Consider the following 19921-nt stretch of genomic DNA (forward strand, 5'->3'; position numbering starts at 1 on the left):
TATAAAGATTATGGTTGGGCTAAGAGGGTGAGAGAAGAGATTGCAGACCAAGAGTTACAGTTTAGGAACGAGCAGGGTAAGAGCAATTATCCTCTGGACTTAAGGAGAGAGGCCCCGGCCTTATTTGAGCTGGCAAGAAGATTCCGCCTGCCTATTTACTCTAAGCTAGATGAGACAATTTACGTCTGGGATGCGGATGGTGTAGAGAGCGCCCTTCAGGCAAGATATGCCCAGGGTCAGAATGACCAGGCAATGATCTCTATTATTACTATCGGCCAAGACGGCATGCCTAAGTCAAGATTAGATAAGGGGGGGGCGGTATTAAATATTAATTTTAGAAAAGACAGGCAGATACAATGGGTCTCCGCTATAGTTGACCCTAATTTTAATGCCTTCAAAGTTACGCCTCAGGCAAAAGATATAAGTATCACCGGCACGGTCCAGTATGTCCCTGAGCTGGCGCAAGAGAGGGCTATTTTAGCTGATACCATAGTAGAAAATAGTTTAGCGCAAGTCTTAAGCCGGGAAGGTATTCATACCGTATATTTGTTTGATGCGGAAAAGAGCGTTTTTAGGGCTGTGGTTAAAGGCGGTAGAGAAGAACTCTTTAAAAATGAGGATATAGAATATGCTTCCATCTCCATGCCGGTACTGATGAACCTTGAGCAGATAGGAAAATACAAGCCTGATGAATATAAGCAATTGGATAAAGATAAATATGTGGCTTGGTTTTATGGCCCGCTGCCTCAAACTGAAGAGTTAAAACAAATACAAAATAGAGACTACCGCATGTATCCGGCATTAAGCATGTTCGTTTTAGCCAGGGCAAATATAAGAAAGATTCAGACTGCCCGGCCCGGGACGCACGGTTTTACCAATTTATCCGCGCTGGATTTAATCGGCCACGTAGCCAAAGAGGACATAAAGAAGATCACCAAACTCTTTGTAGAAAGGCCCGACGGCACATTTGAAATCAAAGAAGGAGACGGCTGGGCCTGTATAATGGAGTGCCTGAAGGTCGGCGATACCTGCGTAAAGATGATACTAGAGGCAGTAGAGCAAAAAGAAGGGGTGCTCATTCTCTACGGCGACCACGGCTCTGTAGACGATACCAGCCAGCCAGGCCATAGCTTTAATAATGTGCCGATATTTATTATTGATTTTAAGAATAAACAGGTCAAATTAGTCAGGCATAAAGGTAACCGAGAAGATACCCAGGCAGACATTGCCGTAACTGTCTTGCACATTTTAGGGATAGCCAAGCCCGAGGAGATGACCGGCAAGAGCCTCCTACCGGATGATTATGTGGGCGCTAAAGAGAGGATTGTCTGGGAGGTCCTCTTAGACGGCTTTGGCCACACTGATTTTGCTGATCCAAAAAATGCCTTTGGCCCGGCAATCAAGCAGGGCATCATACCTACGATTAAAGGATTATATGACCAAGATAACTACGCTATCCTTAAGGCCGCAGGTTGGTATGCCGGATTAAGAGGCGGCAGACAGGAAGATTTTAGGCCCGAGGAGATAAAGAACAGGGAGACGATGTTAAAAGGGGTGGCCCAGGCTGCTGAAAGTCTTAAGCTCCCCATAAAGATTATTTATTATGATTACCGTAACATCCCTGAGGCAACTAAAGCCTACGATTATCAGGCAGGTATAAAAGAGCTTCGGGAGAGCCCGTTCTTAAATGACAAAGATTTTGTCGTCAAGACGCTGGATAATGAAGTTAATGTCCTTTGCCTTGACCCGGCGCAAATGGGCTCCACTGAATATAATACCTGGACTATAGGCGCAGGCCGCATTGTCAAGCAGTCCATTGTCGTCTTGGATGAGCAATTTATTAGCGGGGAAATCTGGGGAAATCCGGCCTTAAAAAATTATCTTGCCTTGGCTAAGAAACAAGGCTATGCCCACATGGTAGGCTTATTGCAAGAAGCCGGGGTGCATGCCTCAGCCACTCAGCTTTACTATCAAAATAAAAATTTCAAGAAAAATGGCATAGAGAGTCTTATGTTTGACTTAGGCAGTGACGGAAGAGACGAAGGGCCGAGGGATTGCCTAGGTCGCGTGCGCCAGCTTAGGGGAGCGCTTAAATATTTTGGCATAACAGATTATACAATCAATATCCGCGGCAGAGAGATATGTTTTGACCGGGCTAAGAATTGGAAATTGACCGTAGCCTTTATTAACGAGCTTGTATTTGGCAGCCGGCTTGAAAAAAGAGCGCTGCAATCCGAGGAGCATAGAAAAGACAATCCCGGCTTTATCAAAGGCATAGCTTTATTAAATATGCTCTTAGTATTATTCGGGCTGGGGATTGTAGTTTCGTTATTGTTAGGTGTTTTTAAAAATGACATGCCTGTCCTTGCTGGATTGCCTCAGGGGTTTTTAAACTGGTTTGTACCAATGAGTGGGGTTGGTATCAGCGCATTGATATTCTTGGTGGGGGTGTTAAGGGGTAGTCAATTCTTTGACAGCAGAACCTTAGAAAAAGTTATTCGCAAGCTCTTTGATATTGCTATTGGGAAAACTGCGGGAGATAAAGAATATGCCGGGGGACTTTTAAAACAAATAGCAGAGAAAGTTGATAGTGATGATGTATCGCTGGGAGTGCGGCAAATAGCTGTTGGTTTGTCAACGCTGGAAGGCCTGGTTAATAATAATCCCCCGGATAATAAAAAAATAGGCTCCATTCTTAATATTGTTAATAACAGATTTACTGAAGGGGTAGAGGTCATATTAGATAACGAGAAATTATTAAAGATATTGATTCAAGCAATGAGCAGAGACAAAGAGATAAGCTATCAGATAGACTATGTATTGTCTTTTGAATTAGGCCTGGGAGAGAAGCTACGTGATAAAATCAGGCAAGCCACAACTTCTTCCGACCTCGAATTAAAGGAATGCGCCCAAAAACTGTGGGAGGAATTTGTAGAAGATACCAACAAAATCATAGATACAGATTTAAAAAGAGGCCGGAATTGGCAAGGCGCCATGGACACGTATTTGGGGACGGCTAATGACGAAGGCTCAAAATTTTTATTAAAGAGGTTATTAGAGCCCAAAGAAGATCTTCTTGTGCAAATATACTCATATTTATGGCAGGTCAAAAGATTTAAAATATTTCATCAACATCTTTTGCAAGCTATGCATTCATCGGACGAAGAATTAATTAAGCTGGCTAAGAGTGTATTTGATTCTTTTAGTGAAATGATTACTAAAGATATAAGAGTAGAGGTAGAGATAGATATGAGAGATTACTACATTGATGCCATTAAGATATATCTTGATTTTCCCAATGGCCCTTCTTTAGATTATCTAAAGAAAATGTTCAACCAAAACACAACATATAAATTGGGAATACGTAATGCTATTATGAGTATATTATTGAGTAGCGAAGACGCAGATTTGCAGGCAGAAGCAAAAAAGTTATATTATGAACTTTTCCCAGAACCCGACACAAACAGCGACCACAACCTGCGCCTTGATACGCAGCGCCTGGCTGGCCGCATTTTAGAGGTTGTTCAAAAAAATAATATTTTCTTAAAGGTATATAATGAAGCCTACAAAAATAATTTAGAATATATTCAGGAACTCCATGGCAACAGGGGCCCGCCAACCAAAGTAGAGAAACGCTTTGCCCGCACTAACCCCATTGCCCGCGGCCTTACCCCCGATGGAGATATTAACTGGCTCATCTCCGCTAAATTCAGAAAGTTCTCGCCCAAAGTGCTCGCCTCCATTAAAGAACACGAATCCGGACGCACGGAACTACAAGGTTTAATCAGGCAGTATAATCAATCCCGGCAGAAAAAAATTTCTCCTATAACGAAAGCCTTTTCTAAAGTATTTAATCCGCAAAGCCTAATTATCTCATCATCCGTTATTTTTATCTTAGCTTGTTTAGGTATAATAATCGGCAAACTTAATGCTATGGGATTATTTGTTATCTCAATATTAATGGTGGGGATGGTTACGACAGCCCCCTTGATGCCTTCCCGCGATTGGATGGAATGTTCCCGGCAAATTGAAGCATGGGTAGGTATCAATACCGCTGAAACTAGAAGTTTGATTATATCCATGTTCAATGACCCTGACCGTACGGTAAGATTAGCGGCAGTTAACGCCTTTAATAAAATTAAAGACGAGCGGGCTGGCTTTGGGTTGTGTCAAATTATAAAAGACACCGATGAATATTTTCAAGTGAGGGCAGCGGCTATATGTGCATTGGGCAATAATGCCCAAAAAATAGACGGCCGGGCCAAAGAAGCACTTGAGGCAGCAGTATTGGGCGGTTCTTTAATCGCAGAAAAGATTGCTATTGCCCTTAGGCAGATAGGCGACCCGGAGGGTTTAGTTATACTTAAAAAAATATCTATACCAGCAAATGAAGATAGATTAAAAAGGCTGGTTAAATTCGCCAGAGATAAATTGGAAGGGAAGTCTATTGAGGATAAGCTTATAGCTTTTGCCCAAAAGTGCACAGGTAAAGATTTGGTTACTACCACAGCCAGCGAGTTATTAGGAGAAGATTCCAACGACCTCTATATATTTCCGGGAGATTTTATTATACCCGGGTTGAATATAACTCCAGAGGGGGGTTATGATCCTGACTTGTATGTCGGTAGGCGCCAAATTAGTGATGGCCTAAAGATTGTTTATGAGATGATTCTCGCAGCAAAAGAAGGCAAGATTGTCGGGCAACGTTATTATCAATTCGAGTTTGCTGGTGATGGGCAGCCACCCTTGGTAAGGTTTAATTTTATAGTTGTGGATGAGGCTTATAGGCGCCAAGGCATAGGGAGAATACTGATGGATTTGTCCGTTGAGAAGGCGCTTGCATTAGGATGCACAGAAGAAGCGGATTCTGGCGTGGCTAATACGTCATCAGCCGAGGGTCTTCATAAGAAATTGTATGGTATGAATTCAATTCCTTTGGGAGAATTTACCTTTCCTTTAAAGTTAATTCAAAACAATATAAGAAAAAATTTTAGGGAGGTAGCGGCGAGAGAATGGCAGATGAGTGGTAATCCCGCACTTTTTATCCTCGAGAGTATGCCTAAGGTAGAGGAATTCGTCAAAGAATACCCGGATAAGGTACTTAAGATATCCAAGGCATTTTCGCAGCGATTGGGCATAAGCGGCTTAGACGTCGAATGCGCCATAGCCAATTTTCTACGGTATTTCGTGTTTACGTGCCGGTTTACCGATATCTATAAGGGTTCTTTGGAAGGGGTGCTTGATGCCCTTATTGCTTATTCGGATCCGGTATTGCGAGAAATGGTAGATATATTCGGCGAGCACTTTAATTGGCAGCAACACCATGTGGAGAGTTATTTCCTAAGATTCATCGAAACCGAGCAGGCGCGAGATTTTATCGCGAAGATCAAAGAGATAATCGCGCAAAAAAGGAAAAATAAAGAGGCGACCATAAACATCCTTATTCCCGCTTGTGCTTTCGGCCAGGAGATGATTACTTGGGCCTGGTACCTCAAGCAGAATATCGACCCTTCGGTTTTGAAAGAATTTACCTTTATATTCATCGGAATAGATAAGGAAGAAGTAGTGAAAGTAGCTAAAAGGAAAATGGAGTCAGGGTTCGATATTCTTTCGGCGTTGAAGGTCGATATGAGGGTAGACCAGTCAAAAAAACAGATAAAGAAAATCCTGGATTTAAAGGACGAGGTTAACAGTAATCTTGCCTATTACCGCAAGAAGATAGATTTTGTTGCGGACACACTTCCTTCCGATAAGTTCAAGAGGATGCTTCAGGGCGCGGATCTGGTGATCATCAATAATCTGTGGGAATATCTGAATTACGAACAGAAATGGGAGTTCGCAAAGATGCTACGCGCAGCGTTAAAACCTCGCGGGCATTTGCGTATTGTAGGCAACGACCTTGCAGAAGGCAGTTTCCGGTGGTTAGTCACTATTCCTGCTCAAAGCGTTGAGTCCAAGCAGGGGCCTCCGGTTTTTTGTTTTACCGGAGGTATTGTTGAGTTGGGAATTTTAACTTTATTAGCGCAGTCATTGGAGTTACCTTGGACACTTACCGTTAGCGCTGGTATTCTTGTAGTAATAGGAGGCTTATTCGCCTTCAAAAATAGGCATCGGATAATGGCTAAATTGAGAGAAAAATTCAAACGCCAAAAATCTTCTCCCCCAACGAAAGCGGTTGTTAGGCAAGAAAGAGAAGATTACTTCCCCAGCGAAACTCTTGCTCTAATTAATAAAGGTTTGCGAGACCCATCGGTTCGCAGGGAATTAAAAGAGGCTTTAAAGAAAAAGGATGCTCGTCAGAATTGTATTTATCCGGGCGACAGATGGGAGGCTTATTTAAATGGAGTTAAAGGCAGGATAATCAGTTTTCAAGTAATTTATCCTCTGCAGGGATTACCTCAGGTAATTATAGGGGAAGACAAATATATTATAGCCGGCCCTTCAGAATTAGAACAAGCAATAATTGCCGAAGCGAAAGGAGAAACTACGCTCCGGTTTACTTCCAAGGTTCCTTTAGGCGGCCCTTTAAACCTTAAAGACATTTCAGTTTATAATACAGCCTCAAAGGAGGTTTTGGATTTGGCTTCTTTCCTTAATACATTCGCTCCCGCGCCGAGTGCCGCAAAGGGTGAACTGAGCCCTATAGAGAGCATAATGAATGCCAAGCCGCGCGGTGTAATAACGAGAGATAGAGTAGGCGAATTCTATCCTCGCCGCTTAAACATTTATTCGTATTGCATTAATCAGCGCTGGTTGATTACAGGTTATAACGGGAAATATTTTCCCGGGGAAGAGCCCCTGGTTTTTTATAAGGTTATTTCAGGGGACGTATCAGACATATTTTCTTTCCATAAACTCGCAGAATTAATTTCTAACTGCGCATATAGTGAACCAAAAAGAGACGGGGAGAGGGTTGCGCAACTATACCTTACAGAAAGAAACGATGGATTGTTGTTTATCCCTAGAAAAGAAATCGATTGGCTTAATGCCCGCGGAGCCCTTTTAGAAGGATATTTACTCCTTCAGGAAGCACATCCACTTAAGCAGGGACCAATAAGAGAATCATTCGGGCACTATTTTATTATTAAAGGAGCCAAGAATTATAAAATTGAAAAAGATAGGAAAAAGAAGGTTATCTCGCGGTACGAGCGGAAGGCACCCATAGAAAATAATCCCACTATGACCCATAAAGGCGCTATGGTTTCGGCCATAGTTACTATAATTCTTGCAGCGTTTGGTTTCCGCTTAGGCCTGCCGCAGAAATTTATTTTATCCGGGGAAATAGTGGGCGCATTATTTTATGCTACAAGCTGCATAGTTAAGGTATATGAGCTCGCCTTAGGTGCGCATCCAACCCGGGCCGGGCCGGAAGGAGTTATCGCTACACCGGAAGAATTCTATGTGTTAGAGGCAATAAAAGCACGCATCAAAGAATCCGGTTCTTCCTTGACTAAAGCCTTGTTCTGTTTCTCCGCTTTACCTTTATATATTCTTTGTCCTTTTATCTCTATCCACGAAATTATCGGGCACAAAATCCTAAGGATCTCAAAGAACCAAGACTGCTTTGCCTATATTCTTCAGTGGTTATTGAGTTTTGCCCTTATCTTCCTATTCATCAGTGAGTTACCTTTAGCGATTGGGGCGGGCGTGGGCTTTATATTTGTAGGAATGGCTTACTCCGGGCTATTCGGGCTGCCCCGCCACAAAGAATTATTAGGGCATTTATCCCAGATTAAGGGATTCAGGAATAAGGATTTCTCTTATGACAGATTACGGGAGAAAGTGCGCTTCCTGCTTTTATATAAAGGTAAATCAGAAAATATAGTCCATACCTTTGTTTTTGAAGCAACAAAAACGATGGCAGGCGCTGTATTACGGGGCGAGAAATGCCGAAGCCAGGTTTTAGGGCTGGCAGGCGCGATATCCGGCCTTTATGAAATAGTTATAAAAAGAGGGACTACTCTTGAGAGCGTCAACTTAGGAAGGCTTTTGGCAGTGCCGGAGTTTGTATGCGATAACGGCGTGGTTTTAAAAGAGTTTGACGCAATGAGCAGCAATACGGCCTTTGAATTTAAATTCCATCTTAGTTTGCGTAAACTTTATCAGCAGGTAATAGGCGTGGATTCGGCGTGCCTGCCCCATCTGAAAGTATTGACTGTTTATCCCAGATTCAGCGGAATAAGAAATTTAGTGTATTTCGGAGAAGCTGATAACGGCTATGTAGTTAGGGCAATAAATGATTTTGTTAAAGCCAGGCCTCAGTTCGCGCGAAAGCTAACGGTTACCCAAAAAGGAGGCGTGTCTATAAAATTAAGCTTGCCTGAGATAAAAGAATTCCTCTTTTGCGAATCTACCTTGGCGCTCGCCCGGCGAGAGGAGAAAGCATACAAACAAAAATTATTTACGGATAATTTTAAGATGTATCGCCAGGAGATGGAAAAAATAATAGATGACAAAAAAGGACAACTCCAAGGGAAAAAGTTTGATGTGATTATTGCGGTAAGCAATTCTAGAATAAGCAGAGCTTCTCTAAATACTGTTTTACCCGAGGAAAGAATAATTTCTCTTAGAGACATCCTAATAAAAGAACTTGGGCAAGGTATCCGCCAGGGCCTAAGATTTATGGATTTAGGAACCGGTGATGGAGGATTTTGCTGTGAATTTAAGCTTTTTCTTCACCATAAACTTGGTATACCTCTTAATAGTATAGCCGGTATCGGCGTTAATGATAATACTAAAGATGGTATTGACCCGGGGTTTAAAGATGATGGCGCAAACTTGTTATTTATTATCAGTAAGGTAGAAGATTTGCCGGAACAGGCTCCGTATCTGCAAGATAAGTCCATAGACATTATTACTATCAATGCGCCGTGCTTAACCAACAATAGCATCAACTTTCCTCTTTGGTTAGAGGCGGCAAAGCGTTATTTAAAAGATAGCGGCCTGGTTCTTATAAGGCTTTGTTTGTGGTTACCTGGCTCCGACCAGGATGTTCCTGAAGAAGCCGGGCTTGGGCTAGCTCTGGAAGAATTAAAAATCTTAGAAAGCGCTTTAAATAAAGATTCCGGGCTTATTTACCAAAAATTCGCACAACTTGATTCGCCGGATTACCCGCGGGGCCAATATTGGTTAGGCCCGCTTGTGCTGGTTAAAAAAGCTTCAGCGCCTTTTAAAGAATGGTATCCAACGGGAAGCATTCAAAACTGCACCCCGAAGGATTTGATTAAATACGGCTCTAAATTAATCCTAAAAGGCTTAATCAGAAAAGGCAATATAAGGGGCGGTTTGTTCTTGGAATATCTTGCGATGCGGATTATTCTTGCTTTTATCAAGGAATACGGCTTGATTAACGGCCCTCCTTTTTGGATGTTCACCCGGTCTGTTGCTAATAAGGAGATTGCCAGTATTAAGGAATTAGAAGAATTTGAACCTGCCGCAAAACACCTGCCCATAGAACTCCAAAATTCCATTGTTTTTGACCACGAAGAAGCCCATCGCCAGGGGAAAAATGAAGAAGAGGCATGCTTAGCCCAAACCCAGAGATGGCGGCAGGCAGGTATAGAGGTTATAAAGCTTTCATTCCCGTCGTTAGATAAACCTGTGTTGGCTATTTTTGATGTGCATGGAGTCTTACTTCAGCCGACATGGAGGCAAGAATATGCCTTGGCTTATTGCCGGCTTACGGGAAGAACTGAAGATAAAGGGGGGATTAGGTGGGTTAATCAAAATGTGATTCATGCCTCAGGGGAAGAGGTTATTCGTTTGTTATCTCAAGCATCCGGGAGAATAGAGAAAGAGGCTTTGGAGTGCCTTGCTCAAGCACGAATAGATTCAAGGAGAACTAGTGTCCCTCTGGCTATGCCCGGTGTCTTGGAACTTATTAGGGCGCTTTATGAGAGAGGCATACCCATTGTGATTACGAGCGGCTCAGAACATTCTCTGGTTATTCGTCAGCTTAAAGAGCGCGGTTTCCTTGAGTTTATTCCTGAAGAGATGGTTATCTGCGCAGACGATATTTCGCTTTCTACGCCAAGCAGAAATGGCAAATCGCGATACCGGGATTTGGTTATAGAAAGCCTTAGGCACCATTTCCCGGGATATACATTTTTGTTTTTTAACGATTGGGTTGAGGGCATTAAGGCAGTGAAGGAATCAGGCGGCATAATTTTAGGTTTGCCTCAAGGAAAAGGCCGAGAGAGAACGTTTAATCGCGAGGCGTTAATTAAAGAAGGAGCTGACATTATTCTTGATGGCTGGCGCAACTGGCAGGGCCTTTTAGAGATATTGCGCCTTCAAGGAGAAGCCCAGAAGCCTTTTAGGCAAAAGGATAGGATAGAGGCCAGGATTTATTCTGATACCCCAGCGCTTTTAGAAAGGTTTAATTCGCTTTTAAATATTAAGAAAAGCCTCTCAGAACAGAGCTTAAGACGGATGTTTCCTGAGATCTACGGTTATTTATACCAGCGCTCTGAAGAGATGAATTTTGATGCCGAGAAAGCGCCCTTTGCAGGGGAAAGGAATCTTTCGCTAACGAAGCATATTCTTGAACGTGGTTTTGGCAGAAAACTTTTAGGCTTAGAAACAAAAGACATAAAACTCTTCCAGGATGAACCCGGTATTTCCAAGGAAGAGTTTAAAAAACTTTGCAGCATAGTCAGGTTTCTTAAAGAAAATAATCTTCTTGCTCATCTACGCGCGGCCTTCCTCTACCATGATGCGGCTAAAGCCGGCCTTCCTGAATTGAGGAAGGAATGGCAGAAAATCGAAGGGATAGATTTTAGGATTCCCAATAAAGCAGCCGGCCTTATCTTGCGCAATAAAGTTTCTTCCGGCAGTTGGCAGAAAGGCCTTTTTGAAAATATTGAGTTGTTTAGACAGCATCCTTACAGCCAAATTCTCAATGAGTTCTTTTACCGTCTCATTGAGATGCGCGGATTCCCCGGGCAATGGGTAAGAGGAGAGGTATCTTACGATGTTTTTGTTGATTTTACAAATTGGGTCCGGGCAAATTTATCCGCTTTGTCCGAGGCAATTGGCTGTAAAGATCAAATAAGCGCTGCCGGAATAATAGCCGGTATCGTTTATCTCTTTAATTTCCTGGATACCGCTAGCCTTCGTGAAGGATTGATGACCACTCGTCTCAACAGGCAATTTGAGGAATTCTTTATGGATATGTACCGGGTGATTAAGCCCGAAGGAACAGAGTTTAAAACAAACTGGCAGGATATTCTTATTGCGCGCTGGGGGGACCTTGCTTCTGTTGAGGCACAAAAGAAATATCTAAAGGACCGCTTAGGGCGTTTCCGCCAGGAAAGAAGAGATTTGGGCGAGCCTCTGCATGAGATAGGGCGGGTTATAGATAATTTGAGCCTTGATGCCGCCAGTGTTCTCTTTAGCGACTTACAACATTTCCAAGGTTGGTATGTGGAAAGCGCCACTTTTGGATTACGGGCTGAGACTCAAGTAAAGGTTATTGCGCTTGCTTTAAATATGGCTAAGAGAAACAAAGTGAATATAAACGAACCTTTCCACATTAGTTTCTTTGATTTTATGCATATACTCTCCAGCGGCCGGCACCAATTTGATTTATATAAAATCAGGATTATTGAGTTCCTATTACGCGATATAAAGTTAGAAGACTTAATTTTAAATCCGCAGGCCTGCGCGGCTTTTGACCCGGAAACTTTAACCCAAGGCCAGGAACCTACATTTGGGTGCGTAGAAATGGCCATAGAGGGCAGGAAAGCTATTTCTTTTGATTTTAACTTTAGCGAGGAAACAACCAGCCTCTTGGCCCTGGTGCATAAATATGAATTAAGGGACTCTATTAAATTCCAGCAGGCGCTAAAAATGCTGTTAGACCTGTATGGAATTCGTATAGACGGGTTTGACCGGGTTAGTAACGAACTTCTTTATTTACAGGCAATGGAATCTGCCATGCCTGATAAGGCTCGGCTTTTAAATCACGGTAAAGGTAAAGTTTGGGTTGATGTTGGCCCCGGAGCTGGAGGGACGCTGGAGATAGCCGAAGGGTTAAAGAAATCCAGAGGGATAGAAAGAATAGTGGCGATAGAGAAGTCCCAGGCAGCATTTGAGAAGTTACAGCAACAAATAGCCACGAAACATCTTTCTGCCCAGGCGGTAAAAGACGAAGCAGCTAATCTTTCTCGCATCCTAAGGGAAATGGATATTCCGGCAGTAGATACAATTATATTCTGCTCGATACTGCATGAAATATTTAGTTATCCGGGCAAAGACGGTAGAAACTTTAATATTGAGTCGGTAAAGGATGCTTTACGGGCAGCCCTTTTGTCTTTGTCCAGTGGTGGGCGCATTCTTATCCGGGATTGGCCTATGCCGGAAGATGGCGAGGGAATACAGATAGTTGAGTTAAGAGGTAAAAATAATAAAGAAGCATTTGATTACTTTATTCAGAATTTTAAAGGTAGGGATTTATCAGGGGCCTATGAAATTATTGAGGAAAATTTAAAGAATGAGATATGGAAGATAAAAATGTTGCGTAAAGACGCGATGGAGTTTCTCTTTAAGTTAAGCTGGTGCTATCGCCCCGAATACAGCCCCATCAGTTTAACATATGAGGTAAGAGAGCAATACGGTGTGTTTACTCGAAGCGGGTATATTAAATTGTTTAATGATATAGCCCAAGAGCTAGGAATTACCGTAAAAGAAGTCCCCCTGGCTTTAGAAGAAGAGTCTTATTTACAGCGGGGTTACGTTGATAACTTGAAAGGCAAGGCGCGGCTTTTGAATCTGGAAGGAAAAGAAGTCCCGCTTCCTGACAGCAATATGATGATTGTCATAGAGAAAGTTACCGCGGTAGAACCCTCCGGCGCGCGGGAGGATAGAGCACAGAATGAGGAAGGTTTAATCAATAGAGTAAGTAATTTTATCCGGGGCATAAACCCCGCCTTGCAGAAGATTCTAAGAGAACACGAAGCTGGGTATGACGGCAGAATTCCAGAAACTAAATTATACAAATACCCCTTTGTCTGTGAGTTTGCTTCACAAGTTGAGAAAGAACTATTGATTAAGAAGTTTGGCAATTTAATAAAAGTTAGGGTAGTACAGGGAGAAAAAAGAACTCTTTCTCAATCTCACCCTTTCGATCCTCACTGGTGGATTGAGATAGATTTCAGTAATGTAACATATTACCTAAGTTTTACAGATACCCAGTATTATCCTTTTGAGGACGGAATCAAATGTTTTTCTTCTAAGGAGTTTGATTTTTACACTAATCCTGTATTCTTAGAGAAAATTGACAATATACTCATAGAAAATCTGGTGAGATTTGAAGCAATCGGCGAAGATTTCTATACAAGGGAGATGCTCGATATAAAAAATAGAGATATTCCTGGTTATCAGATACCCATTTTACCAGAAATTTTAGAGCAGCTTAAGGCAGGCGGTTATGATATTGACGATGAAAATAATGGGGAAAATAATAGTGGCAAGTCCACTTTTAGTGACGGCAACGCTATGTGTATTCTTCTTCCTATTTTAGCAGGGCTGGGTGCGGGTGGCGTTGTGGGGGCTGCGGTTTTTGCAGTTTCCTCGTGGGTAATGCCGGTAATTCTAGTTGGAATTGCTGCTTTAGCTATAACATGGATATTTGGTCACAAAAATGAGGAGAATAACAACCTTCTTATACTTTTTAGCCTTCCTATAATTTCACTTTTGCTTTTATATTTAACCGGGCATATTCTTAGTAATCACCTAGATTTACAGGTTTTTATTACTCCTTTTGCCTCCGGAGCGCCCATATTATTAAGTTTGGCCTTGCCCATTATTCTACCCGAAGATAATAATAAGGAGAATACCCTGAAGCGCCAAATCCTTACTTTAGCGGCTCAAGGATACGGGAATAAAAAGATTGCCCAAGAAATAGGGTTATCTGCGGTAGAAGTAAATAAGGCAATGCATGCTTGGTATTTAGAATATAATATTCCCAGCAGAAAGAAGGAAAATCGGAAAAAATTAGTTTTAGCGGTAAAGAAGGCAGGTGAATTATCAGACGACTTGGAATTTAACCCGCTTACTCAACGTGAGACCCTGGTATTAAAACTTGTTGCTCAAGGTAAATCTAATCAGGGAATCTCCGAGGTCCTAACTATTTCCAAAACAGCTGTGCACGGGCATATATCATGTATTTATAGCGCATTACGCAAAATAGGCTTTGATGCCAGAGGCCAGTTTAAGCGGCTACTGATGGTAAAGTTCGCCCAAGACAAAGGGTTTATTCCCCCCGGTATAGACATTACCAAATTAATAATAGATAGCTACGGTAAACGTAAAGTTCGTGTTGTTGAGTTAATTGCTGAAGGTAAGAACTATAAGGAGATCAGTATTAAACTAACAATGCCGATAGGCCAAGTGAGAAGCGAGGTATCGAAGCTATACCAACTATCTGGTGTTCGCGGCCCATTAGAGCTGGTAGAATGGGCAATAAAAGAAGGAATAATCTCTTCCCAGAAGTATAACCTGGAAGCTATTAAGCGTAAATTTAGGAATCCCCTTAAGCCGCGAGAAATAGACACATTGAATCTAATGGCTCAAGGTAAAACTAACTCCGAGATTGCCGAAGGTTTACAGATTGGCCTTGCTACAATTGAAGATTATGTAGGCACTATTTTTGGTAAACTCAAAGTCGATGGCAAATCCCCTGATGCCCGGCTCATAGCTGTAAGAAAGGCTATGCAAAAAGGCTTCATTACTTTACAGGACACGTTTGAATTAGAAATAGGATTAAAGAACCCTTTAACAAATCGGGAAATGGAAGTGTTAATTTCGGCTGCCGACGGCCTTTCAGAGGAAGAGATTTCTGAAAAGATCGGAATCCAGAAGCGTAAGGTGCGCGAATACCTAAAGAGTGCAAGGCGCGCATTAGGTTTAACAGACGAAACCCCCAATCTTAGGGTAATTGCGATAATCCTATTCTTAGCTATCAGTAATCCGGGATTAAAACCGCAGGAGATAACACAATTCCTGATTACAGGCCAGCCAAAATTGAGTTTAGGAAGAATTTGGTTTACCAAGCCCGAAGTGCAATTATATACTTTTGAAGGCCGAAGAGTTATGCTCCGTATTCCAAAGGAGGCTGTTAATAAGGATGTCAATCTGGAATTATTTAAATTTAACGGAGATTTCCGGGGTTTCTTAATCCGGGAATTAAACAAAGGCAAACCCGGAAAGCTTTTAGATAGCTGTGTCTTATTCAAAGGGGCATTCCTGAAGACACCCGAGCGAATCCCTACTGTTTTACTCGGTAAGTTTCAAGAAGCTCAATTGATTGCTTTTGACTACAGAGAATTACTAAAAAAGCTGCAGGCTATTCAGAAAATCCCCTATCCTGAACGGGATAATATCGCAGAGATTTTGTTTTATGCCGGGAAGCTGTATCCGCGAGAGATGGCAGAGCGCCTTAGTATGTTAGAAAAAAAAGTCGATCCAGCTAAAAGGTATAGCCCCGGGGTAAACAGGATACTTAAGCAACTCAGCGAAAGTGTTAAAACAGAGCTATTTGCAATAGATTCAGAACAGATTCGTCAGGCTTTGAAGGCTTATGCTAGCGGCGTAAAATCTACTAAAGATGAGCAATTAGTATACTTATTATTTAAAGCTGTAAATAGCAATGATAATGTTGTAACTCTTGCCAGGACCATTAAGAGAATTATTCGAAAGGATAGAGATTTTCGGCAAGAATTCGCTCAATTTACATGCAGAAAAGGATTAGACAATCCTAACGTCCGCAGGTTATTAAGTTTGATATATCCAGAAAATTCTTTGCTTGGGGTTAAGAATGGGTTTAAATCCTGCGGCAATGCGTTAGGAGTCGGCACTATTTTTTGCCTGGCTTTTGCTATCCTGGGTTCAGCCCTGCTTGTTTTACATTCCCTGCCTGCCGCAGAGGCAGGCATGGCTGGCGGGGGGCAAATATTTAAATGTATTGCCGGGGCTTCTACCTTGGGTCTTATATTGTCAGTTGATGGGGACACGGGATGGGCCTATAGCGGGGCCAGATGGCTTGAGGGCACACTCGAAAAGAGGCTCGGAATCAAATATTCATCCGGGCTCAGAAAAATAGGGGAGTGCCTTAGGCGTTGGAAAGATAATACTTTATCTCTTGAAGAATCAGAGCTGCTTATAGAGTTTTACGAAATATTTAAGCAAGATATGCAATCCCTCACTGGAATTACTGAAAACGAAAGGAAAAACAAGGGGATAAGAAGCAATGATGCGCAACACCAATTAGATATTATAGCCTTGCTTTTACAGGGGATGCCGGTTGCTCAAATAAAAGATGCAAGAGGCATTTGGTATGCCCGCTCGCGCCCGACAGTCTATAAACTTAGAGATGAAGCCTTGGCGAGGCTGTTCTACGGAAAAAGATTAAACAGGACAAGGGAATTTTTAATCAGGATAGGAAAGCTGCGCCAGGCGTCTTCCATGTCTTCGGAGGAGTTTCTCAGCGAGGCTGTTAGAGCAATAAAGATGGATAAAATCGCTTTGGCCGATGGTATCTCTTTATCAGAAATAAGCCTGCCTGATAATTGGGATTGGAAGAAAAAGAGTATTTTAGAGTTAGGCTCTGGCTTAGGTTACAATGCCTTTTATGCCTATTATCAAGGCGCTAAAGAAATACGCGGATTGGATATCTCGATACGGGCAATAAGATTAGCCGGGGAGTTATCTAAATATCTTGATGATGCAGAGGTTAAAAGGGCTATTTTTAGCGATTCTCCCGACGACATCGTCCAAAGGGCCAGCGATATAAAAAGGGAGGCAGAAAAACAAACGGCTAATATAACTTTACACCGGCCAGAAAATTTGGCCTTTCGGCAGCACGATATCACCACGCGCCTGCCCTATGGGAATAACTCATTTGATATGGTTAACGCAACATTCATATTACATCGCTTAAGTAAAGAAGGGCAGGAATTTGCCATTGAGGAGATGTTGAGAGTTATTAAAGCCAATGGCCTTGTGCACGCTACTCTTTTGACAAGCCGCGAGATAAAAGAATTGTTTGTAAAGGCAGCAGAGATTTTACAGCAGGAAGAAAAAATGCCTGTCTCTTATGATATTAGTATTTCTGGCAAAGGCACAGGATGGTTGGTTAAGGTAAAAAAGGCAGAAGTAGGATTAACAGAGGAAAGCAGGGAAGGCACGCTTGCCGAGGCGTTACGGGATCTTGTTGATATGCCCCTAACCAGCGCTGAGTTACGGGAAAAAAGAGGCGTACACAAGAAAACCGGGAAATTCTTCCACATCAGCGTATTCCACAAAGAGCTCAATGGCTTAATGAAGTTTGGCTTGGTGGAGTTAAAAGACGGAGAGTATTTCTTGACTGAAGTCATAGCGCGGGCTCCGCCGGAAGCAAGAAGAAAAATTGTTGAAACCCTCATTAAAGAAATTCCCGAACTCAGCCGCGCAAGCCTTTCTAAATTCTCTCCCGAAGAAATCGAGCGGATAAAAGGCAACATAAAGCAGGCCTTACAAAAATTTTTCATTGCCTGGAAGCTTAGCTTATTTGAGGCTTACCCGGCCCCGCTGACGCCAAAAGGCAATGCTGCCTTGTCAGAGGTAAAACAAAGGCTTAATTCTAAGGCATTAACCCCTGAAGATAAAGAAGAGATTCTTAAGCTTTTGAGTAACCCTCCCTTTGAGTGGTTTGAGGGATATTTTAAAGGAATAGATAAACAAAAAGTGTTGGAGTGCCTTTTTAAATATTTATCGAACTTTAAGGTAAGTGTCACCGAGGGCTGTTCAGTGCAATGCGATTATTGTATGCGGGCAGCAGGAACAAAAGTCTCCTATATGCCTTGGCCTTGGGTTTATGAATTAATAAAGTTTTCGGCAGAATATAGAGAGTTTCTTAAAAATAACCGCGATAATCTGCCCCTTTATCGTAATGAAGAAGAATTAAGTTCGTTTGGCAGCTGGTTTGATAATGACCCTATGCGTGATTACTATGACCCGATTTACGATAAAGATTACGCTGACATTATTTCTGAGGTAATAAAAAATAATGCTGTGTCTTACGAGGGTGTACACGCTCCTACGTCGGGTTGGGAGATCGGTTCAATAGGCGAACGCGCGATGCGCAAGCTCATAGGAATAAAACACGAATATTCTTACCTTATGATTCATATCAGCTTTAACATAAGCGCGGAGAAAGAGTGGTTTAGAAGAATAGGGCGCGAAGAATATATCCGCCATATGAAGGCAGCGTATGATTTGGCACGGGAAGTACGTCTGATATTTGAAGCGAGTTTTGAAGTGGGGGGTTTTGAGTATTGGTCAACCGGCCCTGTGGACGCAGAATTAATACAAGCAATAGTAGGGAAACTCCTTCCGCATCATTTAGAGTTGATATCCCAGGAGTGCAAACCAGAAAGAGTGGGCAGGGCCATCCAATTCCCCGAAGAAAAAACGCGAAAGTATATAAAAGAGAAGCCGGTTATTCTTTTTCGGCCAAACATAGACATCATCGTTTTCGAGCACGACAAAAAAGGCCGAATAAGCAAGGAATCTTTATTGCCGGTTTTGAGCAAACAAAGCCAACCTGAAAGCATGGTATCTAAACGCGTCAATCTAAACCCTGATATTTCCCTGGATGGCCCAGAAACGCAAAAACGGGATAGGGTAAATGAAGAATTTTTGTTGAGGCTATCTCCACACCTAAAAGAGGCGTTAAGAATCCTTGAGGATTTAAGAAGGGAAGGGATTGTGCAGCATTATTATCTTGCCGGCAGTTTAGCCAGAGGAGATTTTAAAATTCCGCCTAAGGATGTTGATTTTGCCATTAGTTTGACGGTGCGCGGGTTTAATGAGTGGCTTACCTATCAAGATAGGGTAATAGAAGGCCTGGAAGACTTAAGAAGGAAAACAGGAATAAATTTTGTAATTTCATCTACTGAGCCGTATGGCCAGCTATATAAAGTTGGCGAATCGGGTATTGAGCCGGAAGATATATTGCGGCCGGATATAATAGAGAAGACAGAGGACGGCAAGGAATGCATTCTTATTGATTTAGGCGGTGCTTATAAGTATATCTTCACTAAAAATGATTTCTTTGTCGAATTGTATCGCAAGATCCGCGATTATAATAAGAAGAGGCAATCTACTCAACCCCAAAAAATAATTGGCCCTGGCGCCCCGCACATCTCAAATATTTTACTAATTCTGGTTTCTGCGGCTATAATCTGGTCGTTTATCAATGGCCATTGGCAGGCAGGTTTAACTGCTGCATTTATTCCATCTTTTATGGGCGGCCTGGGCGCATCTAACCCGCTTGAATACGCAAACAGGGTTAAAGAAAAGGCGGAAGAGCTTTTACAAAAGAAAAACGCCGCAGAATTACCTGAAATGGAAGTAAGGGCGTATGAAGAGATATTAGAATATCTTCAGTTAGCAATCGCGGGAGATGAGTTTGTAGATGGCAGCACAACAGAAGGCTATGAAGATATTATAGAAAGTGGAAAATATGACGATAAATTGAAGGATGAAGCAAGGCGTAATTTAAAATCAGTTTACATGGAGATGATTGAGATTTACCAAAAATTATCCCGCCTGACAGGCGAGGATTATATTGATGCAATACTCGGTTCTTATAATGAGGCAATAAGGTATAATCCCAAAGATTTGGAACTACACGCAGGATTAGCAAAATATTGCTTAAAGAATGGCCTGCTCTCCACTCTATCCGAAGCAATAAAATACCTTTCCCAGACTATTGAGGGGCAATTGAAATTAGCCCGGGTTTATTCAGATTCAGAAATGTATGAAAGCGCAAAAAATGAAGCCTTTGGAGTTTTAAGCCGCGAGCCGGACAATACTGATGCTCTCGCTCGTTTATTATTTCTCTATAATGTCATAGGCGATATGGATAGGGACAGGGTTA

At 42.2% G+C, this 19921-nt stretch carries 1 protein-coding gene (only partly in view); it reads left to right on the forward strand.

All 19921 nt of this window come from inside a single coding sequence — locus PHV44_02110, SAM-dependent methyltransferase (protein MDD5592077.1), on the forward strand. Of the gene's 74034 coding nucleotides, 24282 precede the window and 29831 follow it; the stretch shown corresponds to coding positions 24283–44203, spanning codon 8095 (complete) through codon 14735 (partial); the first codon wholly inside the window starts at window position 1. Both codon boundaries (start and stop) fall beyond the window edges.

It is taken from the genome of Candidatus Omnitrophota bacterium (genome assembly GCA_028717245.1).
Taxonomy (GTDB): Bacteria; Omnitrophota; Gorgyraeia; order Gygaellales; family Profunditerraquicolaceae; genus JAGUYA01.